The 18,422-nt window shown below is 30.8% G+C and carries 14 protein-coding genes; 7 read left to right on the top strand and 7 right to left on the bottom strand.

Going from position 1 to position 18,422, the window contains the following annotated elements; translation table 11 throughout:
- The 3 genes from BMX03_RS08960 to BMX03_RS08970 form a co-directional block, all read left to right on the top strand.
- Window positions 1–881, top strand: an 881-nt coding sequence (locus BMX03_RS08960) for a selenium metabolism-associated LysR family transcriptional regulator (RefSeq protein WP_143052084.1), incomplete at its 5' end; no start/stop codon positions are given.
- 50 nt (window positions 882–931) lie between these two features.
- A complete protein-coding gene (locus tag BMX03_RS08965; protein ID WP_091694963.1) occupies window positions 932–1,468 on the top strand; it encodes an ECF transporter S component in 537 nt (178 codons plus the stop codon).
- Between the two features lie 14 nt (window positions 1,469–1,482).
- The gene (locus tag BMX03_RS08970) at window positions 1,483–2,271 is read left to right on the top strand and encodes a class I SAM-dependent methyltransferase (RefSeq protein WP_091694965.1); all 789 of its coding nucleotides are present in this window, start codon (window positions 1,483–1,485) and stop codon (window positions 2,269–2,271) included.
- A 55-nt stretch (window positions 2,272–2,326) separates the two neighbouring features.
- Here BMX03_RS08970 and BMX03_RS08975 read toward each other — a convergent pair whose 3' ends face one another.
- A complete protein-coding gene (locus tag BMX03_RS08975) occupies window positions 2,327–3,709 on the bottom strand; it encodes a threonine/serine exporter family protein (protein WP_091694968.1) in 1,383 nt (460 codons plus the stop codon).
- Between the two features lie 208 nt (window positions 3,710–3,917).
- On the opposite strand from BMX03_RS08975, the gene BMX03_RS08980 reads away from it, so the two are divergent.
- Window positions 3,918–4,352 carry a hypothetical protein gene (locus BMX03_RS08980; protein ID WP_008538322.1) on the top strand — a complete coding sequence of 145 codons (435 nt, stop codon included), beginning with the start codon at window positions 3,918–3,920 and terminating at the stop codon, window positions 4,350–4,352.
- 32 nt (window positions 4,353–4,384) lie between these two features.
- On the top strand, window positions 4,385–9,409 hold the full coding sequence (locus tag BMX03_RS08985) for a DUF4132 domain-containing protein (RefSeq protein WP_091694970.1): 5,025 nt from the start codon (window positions 4,385–4,387) through the stop codon (window positions 9,407–9,409).
- A 56-nt stretch (window positions 9,410–9,465) separates the two neighbouring features.
- On the opposite strand, the gene BMX03_RS08990 is transcribed toward BMX03_RS08985, so the two are convergent.
- On the bottom strand, window positions 9,466–10,794 hold the full coding sequence (locus tag BMX03_RS08990) for a threonine/serine exporter family protein (protein WP_015562515.1): 1,329 nt from the start codon (window positions 10,792–10,794) through the stop codon (window positions 9,466–9,468).
- Window positions 10,795–11,063: 269 nt separating this feature from the next.
- Between BMX03_RS08990 and BMX03_RS08995 the strand changes: the two genes are divergently transcribed.
- Both BMX03_RS08995 and BMX03_RS09000 read left to right on the top strand, forming a co-directional pair.
- Complete coding sequence (locus BMX03_RS08995) at window positions 11,064–11,411, top strand: DMT family transporter (protein ID WP_008538325.1); 348 nt, start codon at window positions 11,064–11,066, stop codon at window positions 11,409–11,411.
- A gap of 14 nt (window positions 11,412–11,425) precedes the next feature.
- Complete coding sequence (locus BMX03_RS09000; protein ID WP_091694973.1) at window positions 11,426–11,752, top strand: SMR family transporter; 327 nt, start codon at window positions 11,426–11,428, stop codon at window positions 11,750–11,752.
- Between the two features lie 74 nt (window positions 11,753–11,826).
- Here BMX03_RS09000 and BMX03_RS09005 read toward each other — a convergent pair whose 3' ends face one another.
- The 5 genes from BMX03_RS09005 to BMX03_RS09025 form a co-directional block, all read right to left on the bottom strand.
- Window positions 11,827–12,174 (bottom strand): nitroreductase family protein, encoded by a 348-nt coding sequence (locus BMX03_RS09005; protein ID WP_255361464.1) that lies wholly within the window; start codon window positions 12,172–12,174, stop codon window positions 11,827–11,829.
- A gap of 307 nt (window positions 12,175–12,481) precedes the next feature.
- Entirely contained in the window at window positions 12,482–12,772 is a 291-nt protein-coding gene (locus BMX03_RS09010; RefSeq protein WP_018998955.1) for a hypothetical protein, read from the bottom strand.
- Window positions 12,773–12,836: 64 nt separating this feature from the next.
- The gene (meaB, locus tag BMX03_RS09015) at window positions 12,837–14,021 is read right to left on the bottom strand and encodes a methylmalonyl Co-A mutase-associated GTPase MeaB (protein WP_015562520.1); all 1,185 of its coding nucleotides are present in this window, start codon (window positions 14,019–14,021) and stop codon (window positions 12,837–12,839) included.
- Between the two features lie 4 nt (window positions 14,022–14,025).
- Window positions 14,026–16,209, bottom strand: a complete 2,184-nt coding sequence (scpA, locus tag BMX03_RS09020; RefSeq protein ID WP_008538331.1) for a methylmalonyl-CoA mutase — start codon at window positions 16,207–16,209, stop codon at window positions 14,026–14,028.
- Window positions 16,209–18,401 carry a methylmalonyl-CoA mutase family protein gene (locus tag BMX03_RS09025; RefSeq protein ID WP_022227982.1) on the bottom strand — a complete coding sequence of 731 codons (2,193 nt, stop codon included), beginning with the start codon at window positions 18,399–18,401 and terminating at the stop codon, window positions 16,209–16,211. The genes scpA and BMX03_RS09025 overlap by 1 nt, the downstream gene beginning before the upstream one ends.
- Window positions 18,402–18,422: the final 21 nt, after the last annotated feature.

The raw sequence follows: 18,422 nt of genomic DNA on the forward strand, positions 1-18,422 counted from the left end.
AAGAATCCCCTGCCTTTAGGCATGGGGAGTATGTCAATAAAGCTGCGGAAAAATTATATATTTCTCAACCTACAATCAGCACTCATATTCGTATGCTTGAACAAGAATTTAATTCACGTTTAATCATTCGCACTACTAAAAATATTGAAATCACACCACATGGGAAAGAATTATTTGCATGTGCTCAAAAAATCTTCACATTAAAAAATGATTTAATTCAAAAATGGTCTGAAGAAAATAAAAAAATCATTCGTATCGGTGCTTCTACCATTCCTGCCGATTATATATTACCTGAAGTATTACCGTTATTTTGTCAAAAATATCCCGATATCCAATTGCATATTCATCAAAATGACAGTGGTAATATCTTACAATCTATTTTGAATGGCAAATTTACCATTGGCATGGTAGGCATGAAATCCTTTGAAAAAGAGCTTGATTTTGTTCCTTTTTTTCATGATGAAATCGTGATAATTACTCCTAAACAAGAAAAATTTTTACATTTTTCCCAGAAAACATTTAATCAAGATGATTTAATCTCTTTATTAAAAAAAGAAACTATTATTTTACGTGAACAAGGTAGTGGCAGTAAAAAACGTTTAGAAAGTTACTTTGAGCAAATCAATCTATCCGAAAAATCCTTAAATATCATAGCTAGATTAAATGACCAAGAATCCATCAAAAAATTAGTAGCTAGTGGACTTGGCATCTCGTTTATTTCTGCTAAAGCAATTACTGATGCAGATAATTTGCTCACTATAAAATTACCTAAAAATAGCTTAACTCGCAGTTTATATTTTGCTTATCATAAAGACTATATCTTAAAAGAACATATCTTATCTTTTATAAAATTTGTACAAAATTTCTATGCAAAAAAATAAAATAAACGATATAATACTATACAAGATTAAATATAGAGAGGGTTAGTATATTGAAAATAAAAATATTGACAAATATGGCAATGCTTGCAGCTTTGTCTTTGATTTTAGTAATGTTGATTAATTTCCCGATTTTGCCTGCTATTCCATTTATGAAATATGACCCTGCTGATATTCCTATTCTCATTGGCAGTTTTCTCTTTGGCCCTATGGGTGGTGTAATCCTGACAGCAATTGTTTCTATCTTACAAGGTCTATTCATCAGTGGTGATGGTGGTCCAATCGGTATCGTCATGCATTTTTTAGCTACAGGTACTTTTGCTTTTATTGCCGGATTTATTTATCAACGTACAAAAACAAAACGTTCTGCTGTTGTCGGTTTAATCTGCGGAGCTTTAAGTATGACTTGCGTTATGGTCATCTGTAATTTATTATTAACACCTATTTTCTTAGGCGCACCTATGGAAAAAGTTATTGAACTACTTTTACCTGCCATCATACCTTTTAATTTGATTAAAGCAAGTATAAATGCTTTAATAACTTATTTCATTTATAAACCTATATCAAATTTTGTACATCGCAATATTTAAAAGGAGCTTTAATTTTGACTGTAATTACTACTATTCGCAAAGTAACAATTGATTTAGAAAATAAAGCTAAACAAATTGCTAAAGATTTATCCATTCCTTATGTCACAAGAAATAATCTCGGCATTGATAAAATAAAACAACAAGAGAATGTAGATACTGTAATCATTGTAAAAAAAGATAAATTAGTCTTAGATTTACCTACAGGCGAGATGTTCTTTCACCCTAATATGGCTCAAGTTCGCATGAAACGTTTACGTTGTGGTGATATTGATAATATGCTTGAAGCTATGGGCGGACGAGAATTTTTACAAAATAAAACTGTTTTAGATTGCACTTTAGGTTTTGCTTCTGATGCAATTATCAGCTCATATGGTGTAGGCCCTAAAGGCAAAGTTATCGGTCTTGAAGTCAATCCTTTAATCGCTCTAATCGTCAAAGATGGACTAAAGACTTATCTACCTACTAATTACGATTTAAAATCTGCTATGGATAATATCACTGTTATCAATCAAGATTATTTAAGTTTTCTTAAAGAACAAGAAGATAATAGTTTTGATGTCATCTATTTTGATCCTATGTTTCGCCATGCACTCACAGACAGTAAAAGTCTAAATCCACTTCGCCAATTAGCGGATATGAGAGCTGTTAACCACGAAGCATTAAATGAAGCTAAACGCGTCGCTAAATATCGCATAGTCTTCAAAGAAAATAGTCGCAGTCTTGAATTTTCTCGCCTTGGTTTTACTAAAATCTGTGGTGGTAAATACGCTCCTATTCATTATGGAGTTATTGATTTAAACTAAAAATATAAAAGACCTAAGCTTATATGGATTTTCCCATATATCTTAGGTCTTTTTTCTATTCTTTAAACAGTTCTAATTGTTTTATCTCTTTAAAATGATATTGACGATATTTTCGTTCTGATAAAGCCCTGCTCAATCTTTTACTATCATAAATTCTAATATATTTCTGAGCAAAAATATTTGGTAATGCCACACCTACAGCTATTGCTAGAATTATCAAAGTAGCATTTACACCACTTTGAAACGCTTGTAAAAAATTGCTTACATCTAAAGTATCAATATCAATTATATTAAATAACAAACGATACATCAAAATACCCGGCATCAACGGAATAACTGACGGTATCGTAAGCACATGACTAGGCACATGAAACCAATGCACAGCCCTCAAAGCAATAATACTTACCACCATTGCTCCTAGCAATGTTCCAATCGGCAAACCAACACCTAAAAAATCCATAGATAAAGTGCGTACACAGACAGAAATCACTCCACCTAGACCGACTACCCATAATAAACGTGGCGGAACATTAAACATGGTAGAAAAACCAGCAGCTGCTATAAAAGCTGATATTACATAAACAATATATGCTTGATGATTTACTGTCGATAAATGCGTAAAATCTTCTACACTAAATAATTTTATGGCAAAAATTATACCAAAAGTCATACTACCAACCATCAGCAGAGTATTCATCGCTCTTGTTATGCCAGCTGTAATATAACAATCGAGCATATCTTCTAAAGCATTGACCATAGGCACACCTGGAACGATAAAAATAGCACATGCCAACATAGTGTACCATGAAGTATCTGTAAACGGCAAAAAATGTGTAAAATATGCTATCACTGTAGCTGTAAATGAAGATAATACAATCGCCATATAAGGATTTATACCAATTTTTAAACATTGACTGCGCACAAAAAAGCCAATAAATGCTGCTATTGCAGTATATAATGATGCCATGATATCACAGCCAAACATTTTACCTACACCGCCACAAGCCAGCGCTGCTCCAAGATTAATAATAAAAGTCGCATATTTGCTTTTCTTGCTTTCTACTTTCTTCAATTCAGCTTCAAATTGCTCAATAGTATAATCTCTTTCGATTGCCTCCCATGTCATTTTACTAACTTCTAAAATCACATTCATATCAACATTATGCTGATAACATTTTTGCAATTTCGTCATATGATAATTGCCAACGCTCACACTGACCATCAAAGTAGTATAGGTAACATGAATATGCAATTGGTCGCCAAAAATCCCTGCATAAGCGGCTGTTCGTTGCATAGTTCGCACAATCCTGCTCGTATCTGCTGAATTTTCCATCATCAAACGACCTACATGCAAAATCAAATGAACTTTTCTTGTCAGTTCTAAATAATTTTCATCTATATTATATGGTATGCTTTTAGAAATTGGTACGTTCTTCATCAGTATAAATGCCCTTCTTAATCATAAAATAAATATCCTATTCTATTATAATATCAATCTAAGATAATAGTACATACAAAATTATATTTATTTCAAATATCACTCAAATCAACATAAGACCTCAAGAAATTGCAAGGATTTTATTTAAATTCAGCGAATTATATACTAAACGATATTGTTTATTTTAAATTTAGAAAAGAGGGATTATATGCAAATCTACATTCAAGTAAAACAACTCGGCAAACGCAAAGATAGTATTGAAGCACAAAAATTTATTATCAAAGACTCCCTTTTTACTGTACATGATTTACTTTATGACATCGTAACTAAACAAGTAGATAAATTCAATCATCGTGCTATTGGCAATATAGATGATGAACCTACCTTATTAAATTATTTATCGTTAACTCAAATAGAAAATCAATCGCCTTCTGGAAAAATATCCTTTAATCTAGATTACCGCCAACAAAAACAAGACATTCAATCGGCTTTTGATAATGTTATTATGGCTTTTAATGATGGATTATTTCGTATATTTTTAAACGATAACGAACTATCTTCCCTAGAAGAAAAAATCAATTTACAAGAAAATGACAAATTAACTTTTATCCGCTTAACCATGTTATCAGGAAGAATTTGGTAAACTTTTTCGTAAAATTAGAAAGGATTTTTATTATGTGTTTAGATAGATGGTTCAATAATAATAAAGAATTTAAAAATAAAATAATAGCTGAACTTGCAAAGTTAAAAAATAAACTTTCTACAACGCAACAAAATATTTATGATATTTATTTAACTGAATTACAAGTAAAAACTAGATATAATTATTATTACACTTCTTTTTCCTTAGAAGAAAGGCTCTCTAATCACCCTTTATATCTACATTGGCAAAAAATTTTACCTGAAGTATTAACAAAGCCTATATCTTCTTATTTTTCTGATGATGAAAAAATTGTATTGCAGACCATCTTAGGCAAAGACAAAGTAAATTTATTTTTCTTAGCCCTAGATAATTTAATGGATTACCCTTATCAAACTAACTGGTATAGACGCACACTACGTTCTCACCAATCACATCTATATTTAAGTCGCATGTTCGATGTATTAAATGAATTTTTAATCTATCGCAATACTCAATTAACACCTCTAGAAAAATTAAAACTATCTTGTAAACCTATCGATGAAAATAATTTACCACTACAAGATTATATTTATTTGCAAAGTTTTGGTATTTATGTTCTAGCCGCTGAAATCGATAACAATAATACACAAACAATAAAATTAATTGAAGATATCATCTTAGGTGATAATCAAGTTGCTTTTCTTTCTTATGGTTTAATCAATTCCATAGTAAAAAGTCATAATCAGCATCTGCATAAATTATTAGGTGATTTACTCTTAGCTGGACGATTGCAAGAAGGATTGCGCCAATCCATCACTGAAAATATGGATAATGGCACAGTAGAAGCTTTTTTAACCCTATTAAAAGTAATCGAAGAAAATAATTTAATTCGCTATGCATCTGTAAAAAGAGCTATAGCCACATGGACAAGTCTAATTGATATTGATAATGCTGATAAAATCACAAAAAAAGAAATCGCTTCTTTCTCTAAATTTTTAACGAACGAACAGCTTCGCCATCAATCACTCAATAGCCAAAATCCTGTGGAAATTTATTTAGCTCTATGGTCATATGCTTTTTATAATGTAGAAACAACTATACCATTTATCCTTGATTTATTTAAAAATGGTCAAAAACATCAAAAACTAGTCGCTGGTTATTTCTTAAATGTAATCAATGATAATCAAATAATTTTTAAATTGCGTTATGAATTAGTTACCCAATACAATTTAACAGAAGATAATCTCTCCTTAATAGCTATATTATTCCGTCTAAAATTAAAAGATACAGTTTATAAAAATTTCCTTGAGCATAATTTCAGCTCCACACATCTAACAGATTATTATTATAAATTAAAAGCTTTATCGCAAAATTTACCTAAAGAAAAAATTTTCTCGCCTTGCGTTTTTCCATGGCATACTGAAATTCTAAACTTAAGTGATGTTTTGATTGAAATGGCAGATATTAGTTATTATCTAGCTTCTGATGAATTATTAGATGATTTTTGCAGTGAAATTTCTCGACTTGATACTTTTTGGCGCGATAATTATTTGAAAAAATTATATACTACTCCTAAAACTCTAACTCAACGCCAATTAGTATTTTGCCTACTAGCTGATAGAAGTGAAGCCACACGCAAAGAAAGCTATAACATCATCAATAAACTCGCCATTTCTAAAGATGAATATGACCTTCTCATATCCATGCTCAAATATAAATACAGTGATTTACGTCAAAATATCATTCGACTCTTATTAAAACAGCCTGAAAAACAATTACTTAATACCTTAAAATTTTTATTGAGCGATAAAAAAGGCTCTATTCGCCTTGCTGGTTTAGATATATTATTGCAATTGCAAAAAAATCCTCATAATCAAACCCTATTTAATACTGCCAAATCATATCTTTGTACACTTACTAATCCTACAACTAATGAACAAATCTTAATTTCGCAAATAAATGATAGCTATGATAATGATCCTACTATTAAAGAATTATCTTACGATACTACATTAAAAACTCAACTTGCACTATCTGAAGTAAACAATTCTTTAAAAATAACAGATATTTATCCGCTTTCACTTCAAGAATTATTCCAAATAGTAGATGATTTATCTAATTTTTACGAAAAACATAAAATGCTTTCGTATAATCCTTTATATGGCAGTGAAATCCTTTTAGATAATGATTTTAGACGCATTTCTTGGGAAGAAAAATTTAATTTATATAAATATCCTTATCCTAATCTTTGGCAGGATTTTTATGTTCAATATATCAAAACACCCGCTAAACTTTATCAATTATATCTATTTATATCATTGAATTATTTCGATATAAATTCACCATTTAAATATGTAATAACTAATACATTCAATGACAATTCAATTTGTCTAAAATCCAAATATATACAAACTAAATTAAATAATTATTCCCGTATAGAAAGTTTAGCCACTATCATTGAAAATCTCTATGAATATTATGTTCCTCAAAAATACTGTTTTGAAGTTGCTAAATTCTGGGCTTTACGTCATTTCGAAAAATTTGATTTTAATAAAGTCATAGCTAAACAAAATAAAATGACTATTTCTTTCTTAACGCAATATCATTATGGTAGTAAATCTGTTGGTTGTACTTTCATTCTTATGCCACTTTTAAATAACTATAATGACGATATTAGTTTTAAAGAAAGCTTCATTTTACTGTATAATCTCTACACAAAATACAAATATGAAATTTATTTGCCTATATATAATTTCCTTCGTGCTAAGCAAATGAATTTAATCGCTGAAGATGAACTTTATATCGATATTTTCCAACGCTCATCAGAACAATTATCTTCAAAACTCAATCAATTATCTTCTTTATTTGAAGAAAATTTTTCGACTTTAGCTTTTAGTGATTTTTCTGCTGAAAGACCAACAATAAAACAAGATTTACTACTTTATAGCCAAAATTTTGCCGATATCATCATATCTCAAATTTTATCCATTGAATTAAAACGTGGTGATTTGCCTACTAAATACACTAAATTAATAAATAATATCAAACAAATAAAAGGCATTCATTATTTTGTTGATATTTTAACAGCATTAGGCAAAAGTAAATTAAAAAATATCTCTTATCTTTGGTCTGAAATAACTAATAAAGATAGCATCTTTTCTTATCTATTAAGTATTTGCAAACCTAAAAAAGATGAAACAGCTAAAGATTTAAAAGCGTATCTAAAAGATAAATCTATCTCTAATATTCGTTTAATCGAAGCTTGTATGTTCTCACCTTCATGGATACCATTAGTGGATAAAATTTTGAAATGGAAAGGATTTATCAGCGGTTGCTATTATTTCTTAGCACATATGCGTTATGCTGATAAAAAATTAACTGCTACATTTGCTAAATACACGCCGATTTCCATTGAAGATTTACGTGATGGAGCTTTTGATTTGGATTGGTTTAAATCATGCTATAAACAATTAGGTAAAGAACGTTTTGCTATTTTATATGATGCTGCTAAATATATCTCTGAAGGAAATGCTCATACACGTGCTAGAAAATACGCTGACGCTACTAACGGTTTATTCTCCGCTGATGAAGTCAAAGCACAAATAATTGCAAAACGCAACAAAGATTTATTGATGGCTTACGGATTAATACCACTTTCTAAGAGCGGTAAAATCACTAAGACTGCACAAAAAGAAATGCTCAAGCGTTATATATTCATTCAGCAATTTCACAAAGAAAGTAAAAAATTTGGCTCACAAAGACAATCTAGTGAAAACTTAGCTTGTAAAATTGCTCTAAATAATTTAGCAAGAAATGCTCATTTTTCTGATACTTTCCGCTTTATTTTAAATATGGAAACACAATTAATCAAAAATCAACAACAATATTTTGAGCCTAAAGAGCTAGAAAATGTTTCTATTTATTTACAAGTAGATGAATATGGTAAAACTTCTATTATTTGTCAAAAACAAAATAAACAATTAAAATCTGTACCTAGTAAAATCAAAAAAGAACCATATTATCTTGCTTTAAAACAAGCCAAAAATGAATTTATTGACCAATATCGCCGTTCAAAAATTATGTTTGAACAAGCTATGGAAAATTCCACTTTATTTTTGGCAGATGAAATCACTTTGCTCAATCAAAATCCTATATTAAAACCATTGCTTCAAAATCTAGTATTTATTCATGATAATGATATAGGCTATTTCCAAAATAATAGCTTAATCTCACCTACAAAAAATATCATCAAATTAAATGCTGATGATAAAATTCGTATCGCTCACCCTATAGATTTATATAAAAGCAATCTATGGCATATATATCAGCAAGATTTATTTACACGTCAAATTAAACAGCCATTCAAACAAATTTTCCGTGAATTATATTTAAAAATAGATGATGAGTTAAATTCTGCTCAATCTCATCGTTATGATGGTTATCAAATCCAACCACAAAAAACGCAAGCTGTTTTAAAAACTCGCAATTGGATTGCTAGCTATTATGAAGGTCTACAAAAAGTATATTATCAAGAAAATATTATTGCTACTATTTACGCTGCTGTTGATTGGTTTACTCCTGCCGATATTGAAGCTCCTATACTTGAATATGTATCATTTTATGATCGCAAAACTTTCAAAGATATTTTAATTAAAGATATTCCTGATATTGTTTTCTCTGAAGTTATGCGTGATGTAGATTTAGCTATCAGCATTGCTCATGTAGGTGGCGTAGACCCTGAAACAAGCCATTCTACAATACAGATGCGCAAAGCTATCTTAGAATTTACTTTACCACTCTTTAAATTGAATAATGTTTCCTTAAATGATAATTTTGCTATCATCAAAGGAAATTTAGCAGATTATTCCATTCATTTAGGTAGCGGTCTTGTTCATCAAATGGCAGGAGCTGAAATCGCTATTTCTGTTGTTCCTTCCCAACATCGTGGTCGCTTATTTTTACCTTTTGTTGATGAGGACCCTAAAACAACCGAAATCATCACCAAAGTATTGCTCTTTGCCAAAGACAATGATATCAAAGACCCATTTATTTTAAATCAAATAAAATTAGTTAAATAAAACGAAAAAACTGTACTAAACAATTTATGATTTTAGTACAGTTTTTTCTATTTTATCTATGCTCTTTTTGATTTAGTTCTCACCAAAAACATCAATTTATCTTCTTTTAACTTATTAATATAATTGCGGAAAAAGATATTAGGAATTGCCACACCAACAGCTATCGCCAATAATATCAAAGTTGTATTAACACCATTATTTAAAACATGATGATAATTCATATTATCCACATTTTCTAAATTAATAATACTAAATAGTAAACGATACATAAAAACACCTGGAATTAAAGGGATTACAGACGGAATAGTCAATACATGACTAGGTGCATGTACTATATGTACAGCTTTCAAAGATAATAAACTGACTATGACAGCACCTGCAAGCGAAGCCGTTGCTTGTGAACAATCATATTCTAACATTAAAAAGTTGCGTACTCCCACTGAAATTATCGCTCCACAGGCAACTACAATTAACAATCTAGGTGGCATATTAAAAATAGTTGCAAAACCTATAGCAGCTACTGAGGCTGCAACAGCACAAACTACAAATGAATTAGAAGAAATACTTAAGCTTGTAAAATCTTGAACTACACATAATTTTATGGCAAAAGCTATGCCAAAAGTCATACTTCCTATCATCAATAAAGTATTCATCGCCCTTGTCATTCCTGATGTAATATAATTATCTACCAAATCATCTATCGCATTAATCAAAGGAATTCCCGGCACGATAAATAAACTACAAGCAATGAGTGGATGCCATGGCGTATTAGTTGGCATAAAATGTATAAAGTATGCACAAATAGTGGCTACAAAAGCAGAAATAGCTATTGATGCATATGGATTAAATTTTAATAAATTGCATTTCATTCTCGTCCAATAACCTATCATTGCACAAATAGAAGTGTAGATAAATGCAAAAAAATCACCACCAAATAATAAGCTAAAGCCACCACAAGCCAGCCCTGCACTAATCATCACTAAAGGCTTTTTATAATATCTTTTACGCAAACAAATAAATCTCAACTCTTTTTCAAATTCATTTAAAGAATAATCTTGCTCAATAGCTCGCCATGATAATTTACTAACTCCAGAAATTGCTGTCATATCTACTCCATGTCTATAACATTTTTGGAAATTAGTAATAGATTTGTCCCCTGTATTAATATTAACCATTATTGTTGTAAAAGTAATATGAATTTGCAATCTTCGCTCTGGTATTTTCATAAATACGCCTACGCGTTTCATATTGCGTACAATACGATTTGCATCAGCTCCACTTTCCATTAAGACTTTGCCCACACGCAAAATCAATTGTATTTTTCGTTCAATCTCCTTATCTTCTTTCAAATTTTTTAAATTATTATGTTCTAAATAATCGTTCATTTTCCCTAACCTCTATAACTCTATTATTCAATTTTCTATTACCAAATAGCATAAATATGATGATTTTATAATTATATCTCCTTCATCATCTGCTATATTTATATTATTATGCAAAGTAATATTAAATTCAAATACACCTTTGTTATTCAATCTATAATTAAAATGCATTAATAAAATTGAACAAAGAGCTATTGACTATGGTGTTATACCATAGTTTATACTTGAAATAAGAAGTAATATATTTCTATTTTAAGAAAGGATTTGTTATTATGGTTACGAAAAAATATTGCTGGTTAATGTTATTGCTAGCAATTATTTTGGAAATAACAGGTACAGCTTTAATGAAATTTTTTGCCATAAAAGGTGGTATGGAAGGTTATATCTTAATGCTTTTATTTATATTTTGTTCCTATTTTGCATTAAGCAAAGCCATTGTAAAAATTCCCATCAGTACTGCTTATGCTATTTGGGAAGGTATAGGCTTAATCGGCACAGCTACTGTGGCTTATTTTATTTTTAATGAAGACTTATCTTTATTAAAAGTTTTAGCTTTTATGGTAATCTTAAGTGGTTTAATCATGATAAAAAAAGGAACTTATACTGTTTCAAATAAATAATGGAGTTGAATATTATGTCAGATGGTACGATTGGTACTTTATCGATTATTAGTTCTGTATTTTTCGATGTATTCGCTAATATTTGTCTAAAAAAATCTCAAGGATTTAAATATAAATTATATGGATTTTTGGCAATCAGTTTAGTTGGATTTGCCTTTTTATGTTTAGCTTACGCTATCAGCATCATGGATTTAAGCATTGCTTATGCCTTATTTGGTGCTTGTGGTTTACTTTTAACCACAATTATTGATAAATTATTTTTCGGTCTACGCATCAAGCCTTTGGGAATTATTGGCTTAATGACGATGATTACTGGTATTATTTTAATAAAAATGATTTAAATAAATAAAACCACTATTTAGTATGAAATTATATCTTTAAAATTATACTATAATAGTGGTTTTATTTATTCACGTCATTGACCAATTTTATCAAAATCTTTTCGTGGTCTAACTACAGGTTTTTCATCAGCATAACCCAATAATGCAATATAAGCTATTATTTCACCCTTTTTATTTAACCAATGTTTTAATTCTGGATATACAAAGAAAATATCTCCTATCCATAAACTTCCTAATCCTAAATTGTTAGCAGTTAATAACATATTTTCAATACTTGCACATATTGCTTGAATATCACAAATTTCAGCAATATGTTCCTCAAAACTCAAGAATTTTCTATATTCTTTAGATAATGTATTTATTACAAAAATAAGTACTGTAGCTTCTTGCATAATTTTAAAACTATTTTGAGCTCTATTGATATAGTTAACATAATTAGGTAATAATGATTACATTAATTCCCTAGTTATTCCTTAATTTAAAATCTGCATACATTCTTGTTTTGATTTATCCATAACCACTATAAAATACCATGGTTGTCTATTCTTAGCAGAAGGAGCTTATCGTCCAGCTTCTAAAATTTTTTAATTAAATCTTTTGTTACTTATTCTGCTTAAACTTATGTATACTTCTCCTATTTTCAATATCAATTATCATAGATATTCACCTTCTTATTATATAAAAATAACCACTATCTAATAAAAAAATTAGGCTAGATAGTGGTTATTTTTATTTTTCTTGTAAAGAATCCCATAATAATAAAATATTATTACCTACTTCTGCATAAAAACGAATACTTTTTGTTTGTTTTCTTTCTTCCCAAGCTACATGGTTTTTTGATTTTTCCTGTGCATATTTTTCTTTAAAAACTTTTAACATTTTATCATTAAACTGTACATCAATCATCATATTATATCTTTGAAAATTTTTATCTACTAAAATATAATGATTATCTAATACTTTTAAATTATATTTTTTCTCAATTAAATCAACATAACCTTTTGGTAATTTATAATCCATATCTTAAAAATCCTTTCTTCATTTATAAATAAAGGCGTAATCCCTAAGGATACGCCTTTATTATTCATTTTAAATCAAATGGAGATAAGTTTCTTAAACTGTTTTCATTAATATCAGCATTAGCAAATTTATCTATCAACTGTTGCACTGCTAGTGTTGCAGATAATTTTCCATTAATTACATCTTCTTCAATTTCTCCTTTACTTTTTATAATCTCTGGACAACGATAAAATAAATTATGCAAATGTTCTTCTATCATAGTATACACCCAAGAAATCGTTTGTTGTTTTCGACGTTCCTTCAAAACACCATTAGCAAAACCTTGTTTCATAAAAACTTTCACAACATTTTGCCAAAAATCCATAATTCCTTCACCTGTATATGCTGAACAAGTATAAGCATGTGTAGTCCAGTGCTCTGTTGCTTGTCGCAAAAATTGCAAAATACGTTCATATTCTGCACGAGTCACCAATGCTCTTTGCTTATTATCTCCATCAGCTTTATTTACTAAAATAGCGTCAGCTAATTCCATAACACCTTTTTTCATGCCCTGTAATTCATCACCAGCACCTGTTAATACAACTAAAAGGAAAAAATCTACCATAGAACGTACTGTCGTTTCACTTTGTCCTACGCCTACCGTTTCCACTAAGATTGTATCATAACCAGCAGCTTCACATAAAAGTAATGTTTCTCTACTTTTACGTGTTAATCCTCCCAAAGTACCTCCAGATGGTGATGGTCGAATAAAAGCATTTGGCTCTCTTGATAACTGCTCCATTCTAGTTTTATCCCCTAAGATACTACCACGTGTGACTGTACTAGATGGGTCTACTGCCAATACTGCTACTTTATGCCCTTGTTGACATAATTTAGTTCCTAAAGCTTCAATAAAAGTAGATTTACCTGCACCTGGTACACCTGTAATTCCAATTCGCATAGATTTTCCAGTATATGGTAAAATTTTTTGAATTACTTCTTGTGCCATAGCAAAATGTACACTTGCATTACTTTCAATTAAAGTAATAGCTCTTGATAAAATCATACGATTTCCAGCTAAAATACCTTTAACATAATCATCTACTGTTAATTTTACTCGTTTAACTATTTTGGGTTTATTTACATGATGTTCAGTTTTATTTTGCTCACTCATACCATCATGTCCACCTTCTACACCTCGCATAACTCTACAGGCAAATTTATCATCATTATTATCAGGTCTCCATGAAGGCTTATACGTATCAGTCATAACATCAGTCCTCCAGACGTTTGTTAAGAAGCTCCAATACTTTTTTTGCACAAACAGGAATTATCGTACCTGGTCCAAAAATGGCAGCAGCACCATGTTCATATAAGAAATCATAATCTTGAGCAGGTATTACCCCACCAATTACTACCATAATATCTTCACGACCACGTTTTTTCAATTCTTCAATGAGTTGTGGCATTAAAGTTTTATGACCAGCTGCCAAGGAACTCATACCTACAATATGCACATCATTATCAACAGCATCTTGAGCAGCTTCTTCTGGTGTTTGGAATAATGGACCAATATCAACATCATAACCCATATCAGCAAAAGCAGTAGCAATTACTTTTGCTCCACGATCATGACCATCTTGTCCCATTTTAGCAATATAGATACGGGGACGACGACCATATTCCACTTCAAACTTATCTGTCATATCACGAACTTCTTTAATAACATCATCATCACTAAATTCACTACTATATACACCAGATATAGAACGAATAATTGCTTTATGTCTACCACAAACTTTTTCTACTGCATCAGAAATTTCACCTTTAGATGCACGTGCTCTTGCTGCTTCTACAGCTAATTCTAATAAGTTACCTTCACCTGTTTCCATAGAACGAGTGATAGCTTCAAGACAAGAACGAACTTTGTCATTATCACGATTTGCACGTAATTTTTTAAGTCTTTCAATCTGAGCTAAACGAACTGCTGTATTGTCAACTTCTAAAATATCAAGTGGATCTTCTTTATCTAAGCGAAGATAATTTACGCCAACAATTTTTTCACTACCAGAATCAATATGAGCTTGACGACGTGCTGCTGCTTCTTCTATACGCATTTTAGGCAGACCTGTATCAATTGCTTTAGACATACCGCCGAGAGCTTCAATTTCTTGAATATGTGCCCAAGCTTTTTTTATGAGTTGATTTGTTAAAAATTCTACATAATACGAACCACCCCATGGGTCAATTACCTTACATACTTTAGTTTCATCTTGAATGTATAATTGCGTATTACGAGCAATACGAGCTGAAAAGTCTGTAGGAAGAGCTATAGCTTCATCTAGTGCATTCGTGTGTAAAGATTGTGTATGACCAAGAGCTGCTGCCATAGCTTCAATACAAGTTCGAGTAATATTATTAAATGGATCTTGTTCTGTAAGACTCCAACCAGAAGTCTGAGAATGTGTACGTAAAGCCATAGATTTTGTCTTTTTAGGATGAAAAGAATTGACAATTTTAGCCCAAAGCATACGACCAGCACGCATTTTAGCAATTTCCATGAAATAATTTTTCCCCATAGCCCAAAAGAAAGATAATCGTGGTGCAAATTGGTCAATGGTTAATCCATGTTCTGTACCTGTACGCAAATATTCAAGACCATCAGCTAATGTATAACCTAATTCAATATCTGCTGTTGCACCTGCTTCTTGCATATGATAACCAGAAATAGATATACTATTAAATTTAGGCATATATTTAGAAGTATACTCAAAAATATCACCAATAATTCTCATTGAAGCTGCTGGTGGATAAATATAAGTATTACGTACCATGAACTCTTTTAAAATATCATTTTGAATAGTACCTGCCATAACAGCTTTATCTACACCTTGTTCTTCACCAGCCAAAATATAAAAAGCCATGATAGGAAGTACTGCACCATTCATAGTCATGGATACTGACATCTGATCAAGTGGAATGCCTTTAAATAATATTTCCATATCTAAAATAGAGTCAACTGCTACTCCTGCTTTACCAACATCTCCTACTACACGAGGATGGTCTGAATCATAGCCTCTATGTGTTGCTAAGTCAAAAGCAATAGATAAACCTTTTTGCCCAGCTGCAAGATTTCTACGATAAAAAGCATTTGATTCTTCTGCTGTAGAAAAACCTGCATATTGTCGTACTGTCCATGGTCTTGTTACATACATAGTTGCATATGGACCACGCAAAAATGGTGGAATACCTGCTACAAAATCTAAATGATTACAATCTTTATAAACATTTTCATCATAAAGTGGTGCTACATCTATTTGCTCCATAGTGCGATAAAAATTTTCCTCAAAAGATTTTCCAGTTTCTGCTTTTAAACTTTCTTTCCATTTAGCAAAAGCGACCTCACTCTGTATTGCTTGCTGAAAAGGAATTTGTGTAAAATCTGGTATTTTAGACATTATTCAATCATCCCCTTTTCTTTTTGCATACGAAGTAAAGTTTCATAGCAATTAGAACGAACACTTATATAATCGTCCATACCCGCTTCATCGCATGCTTTTTTTAATTCTGGTGTTGGTGCACCTGCTAAAAAAACTTTCATACTAGGTTTTACAGCCTTAATACCAGAAGTAACAGCTGGTGCGAGTTCTGGATAAGTTGAATCTGTAGAACAAACAATAGCTACATCAGCATTTGAATCAATAGCTGCTTGTACAGCTTCTTCTACTGTTGGAAAACCATTATTAGTAAGTACATTAAATGCTGCTACTTGCATAAATGAAGTAACAAAATCTGCACGTGCTTTATGCTGTGGAATAGGTCCCATATTAGCAAGGAAAATATTTACATTTTCCCCTGTTTTTTCTAGATACTTTTCTGTGCGATGACGAAGTTGTTCATATCTTTCAGTCCAGCGATGTGGCAAAATAGCTTCTATAACTTCACCTGTCGCCTCTCCTGTAAGTGCTGTAGATATTTCACCTAAAGTGGCACCCGCTTTAATAGTCTGTTTAACTGTATTTATTAATGAACCATGTTCACTAAAATCACGTTTACCAATTTCCGATAATAATAATTTAACATAATCATTATCACGTACTTTTACATTAACTTTAATTGCCATTTTTCTATCTGCTATAATTTTATCAAAATCAATTTCTGGTACTTCCAATAATTTTTCAGTCATATTTGGATACATATTATTACCAACAGCACGATCTTTTCTTGTTGCTAAATTTTTAAAACGAGCTTGTAATACTTCATTAATAGCTATCTGCACAGTATTATTTTCTAAAGCTTTTATTAAACCACCATGAGCTTCAATTTCTTGAAATTTTGCCCAAGCCTTTTGAGTAAACTCTTCTGTCAATGGTTCAAGATACCAACTACCACCAGCAGGGTCTATTGGTTGAATAAAATTAAATTCATGTTGCTCCATAATTTGAATATTTCGTGCAATACGACGAGAAAATTCATCACTAGGACGTATACAATGGTCAAATGGTTTTACAAACATACCATCCATACCACCAACAACAGCAGAAAATGATTGTGTAGCTGCACGAAGTAAATTTACATAAGGATCATATACTGTTTGACAAAAAGACGATGTACTTACATATATATTAATTTTTTGAGCTATATCATCTCCACCACAATTTTTAACAATTTGAGCCCAAATCATTTTCACACTGCGTAATTTAGCAATTTCCATAAAAAAATTTGCACCTATACTAAAATGAAAACGTAAATGACGACAAAAAGTATTCACATCAATGCCACGTCGTTCCATAGATTTCATATATGTTACAGCTTCATTCATGGCATATGCTACTTCTTGAATATCATTTGCACCACCATTGTGATAAACATCTGTATTTACTACTACAGTCTTTAATTCTGGTGCAAATTTTTCTGCCCAACAAATACTATGAGCCATTTCATCATAATATTCATCAAGAGGTCGTGTAAGCTTTCCATCTAAAGCTAATTCTCCAATAGGATCTGCTGTAATAGCACCATGAAGTTTTTTTAGTGATAATTTTTTCTGTTCACACACCACTGCAACAGCAGAAAGTAATGCTATATTAGAAGCACCTGCATAGATATCAATTTCAAATTTTTCTAAATCAACATCATCTAATAATTTATTTACATCTGATAAAGTCGATAAAGAAACACCAATATCTGCGATTTCTTCTTTATTAGCTGTATCTACATCATAACCTTTACGTGTTGCTGTATCCAAAACTACACTTGCAGCTGTTGAACCTTTTAATAATTCATATTTTACCATTTCATTGGCTTCACTAGGAGTTTTAGCATCACACTCTTGAGCTATTGTCCATGGTTTATGTATATAACCACTAGCATTAGCTCCACGTAAATTACTTTCCATTCCTGGATAAGTCTTATTATGAGTTAACCCTTCTAAATCTTCCATACGATAAATAGGGTTTAATGTAATACCTTCATAAGTTTTAGTAAACATACTTTTTTCAAAAGGTTTTCCCTTCAATAATGCCACTACAGCTTCTTTCCATTCTTCATATGAAGGAATTTCAAACTCATCAAAAGTAACAGCAGGAATATCTTGTTCTTGTTGTTCTTCTTGTCGAATTTCTTCGCCAAGTGTTTTATCTTGTTCCATATATAATAATTTCCCTTCTCT

Origin of the sequence: Megamonas sp. Calf98-2 (assembly GCF_900110235.1) — a bacterium.
Classification (GTDB): Bacteria; Bacillota; Negativicutes; order Selenomonadales; family Selenomonadaceae; genus Megamonas; species Megamonas funiformis.